Consider the following 2,431-nt stretch of genomic DNA (forward strand, 5'->3'; position numbering starts at 1 on the left):
CGCCGCGCCGGCGCCCGCCGTCCTCCGTACCGTTTATGCCCGCGGGCGCCCGGACTCGCGGTATGCCAACTGCGGACCGAGAGGTCGCCACGGGGCTCCCGCCGGGCGTCGCCGACGCCCGCGAGGAGCTCACGCCGATGCTCTCGCAGTACGCGGACCTGTGTGCCGCCCACGAGGACGCGCTGGTGCTGTTCCAGGTCGGCGACTTCTACGAGGCGTTCTGCGAGGCGGCCGAGGCCGTCGCGCGGGTCTGCGAGGTGACGCTCACGGAGCGCTCCGACTCGACCGGCGACTACCCGATGGCGGGGATCCCCATCGACAACGCCGCCCCCTACCTCGAATCGCTGCTCGACGCCGGCTACCGCGTCGCCGTCGGCGATCAGGTCGAGGACGCCGAGCAGGCGTCCGGCCTCGTCGACCGCGCCGTCACGGAGGTGATCACGCCCGGGACCGTCGTCGAGGACGACCTGCTGGAGTCGGGCACCACGAACTACGTCGCCGCGGTGGCGGCCGGCGAGACCGATGCGGACGCGGGGGGCGGCGTCGGCCTCGCCGCCGTCGACGTCTCCACGGGCGAATGCCTCGTCACGTCGGGCGACCGCGACGCGGTCGCCGGGGAGCTCGACCGGATCGCGCCGGCCGAGCTGATCGCGGGGCCGGACGCCCCGACGTTCGAGCCGGCGGACGCCGAGCGCGGCTGGACGGTCCACGAGTACGACCCCGGCGTCTTCGAGCGCCGCGCCGCGACGGAGCGGCTGGAGCCGTACCTCCCGGCGCCCGACCGGCGATTCGAGGGCGACGCCGAGCTCCGGGCGGCCGGCGCCGTCCTCGCGTACGCGGAGTACACGCAGGGCGACGACGGGCAGCTCTCGTACGTCACGCGGCTCCGGCGGTACGACCCCCGCGACCGACTGCGGCTCGACGCCGCCGCCCAGCGCAGCCTGGAGCTGTTCGAGAACCGCGGGCTCGGCGCGAGCGACACCCTGTTCGACGCGCTCGACGAGACGAGCTGCGCGCTCGGCCGGCGCTGTCTGGAGCGGTGGCTCCGGCGCCCGCTCGTCGACGCCGACGCGATCCGGAGCCGCCACGACGCGGTCGGCGAACTGGCCGACCGCACGCTGGTCCGCGAGGGAGTCGCCGACGCGCTCGCGGCCGCCTACGACCTGGAGCGCCTCGTCGGGCGCGTCTCGCGGGGGCGGGCCGACGCCCGCGACCTGCGCTCGCTGCACGCGACGCTCGCGGTCGTCCCGGAGCTGAAGTCGCTCCTCGCGAAGGCGGGAAGTGAGGACGCCGGCGGCGACGCCGAGCGCCCGCGGACCGACCACCTCCGCGGCCTCCGCGATCGCCTCGACGAGCTGGTCGCGGTCCGCGACCTGATCGACGAGGCGATCGCGGTCAACCCCCCGCCCGAGATCACCGACGGCGGCGTGATCCGCGAGGGGTTCGACGACGACCTCGACGCGCTCCGCGCGACCGAGCGCGAGGGGCGCGAGTGGGTCGCCGACCTGGAGGCGAGCGAGCGCGAGCGCACCGGGATCGACTCGCTGTCGGTGGGCCACAACCAGGTCCACGGCTACTACATCGAGGTGACCGACGCCAACCTCGACCGGGTCCCCGACGACTACCGCCGCCGGCAGACGCTGAAGAACAGCGAACGCTACGTGACGCCCGAGCTGAAGGAGCGCGAGGAGGAGATCGTCGGCGCCGCCGAGCGCGCGGACGCTCTCGAGTACGAGCTGTTCGCCGACGTCCGCGAGCGCGTCGCGGCTGAGACGGAGCGGATCCAGGGCCTCGCCGACGCGCTTGCCGAGCTCGACGCGTGCTGCTCGCTGGCGACCGTGGCGGTCGAGGCCGACTACGTCCGCCCGGAAGTTCGCGACGACCCCGACGCCGGGATCGAGATCGAGGGGGGCCGCCACCCCGTCGTCGAGCGCGCGGAGGCGTCGTTCGTCCCGAACGACGCCGACCTTCCCCGCGGGTCGGTCGCCGTGATCACGGGCCCGAACATGAGCGGGAAGTCGACGTACATGCGATCGGTTGCGCTCGCGGTCGTGCTCGCGCAGACCGGGTCGTTCGTCCCCGCGCAGGCCGCCACCCTGCCCGTCTTCGACCGGCTGTTCACCCGCGTCGGCGCCTCGGACGACATCGCGGGCGGCCAGTCGACGTTCATGCGCGAGATGAGCGAGCTGACGGAGATCCTCCACGACGCCGGCCCCGCCTCGCTCGTGCTCCTCGACGAGGTCGGCCGCGGCACCGCGACGACGGACGGGCGCGCCATCGCCCGCGCGGCCGCCGAGTTCGTCCACGACGAGCTGGGCGCCACCGCGCTCTTCGCCACGCACTACCACGGGCTCACCGATCTCGCCGAGGAGTGCGAGCGCGTCTTCAACCTCCACTTCACCGCCACCCGCGAGGGCGGTGAAGTGGAGGT

At 74.3% G+C, this 2,431-nt stretch carries 1 protein-coding gene; it reads left to right on the plus strand.

Annotated features, from left to right (window positions below):
• Nucleotides 1-62 precede the first annotated feature (62 nt).
• Nucleotides 63-2,431, plus strand: a 2,369-nt coding sequence (gene mutS, locus DJ75_RS11540; RefSeq protein WP_094524618.1) for a DNA mismatch repair protein MutS, incomplete at its 3' end; no start/stop codon positions are given.

Source organism: Halorubrum sp. Eb13, from assembly GCF_002252895.1.
In the GTDB taxonomy this organism is placed as follows: domain Archaea; phylum Halobacteriota; class Halobacteria; order Halobacteriales; family Haloferacaceae; genus Halorubrum.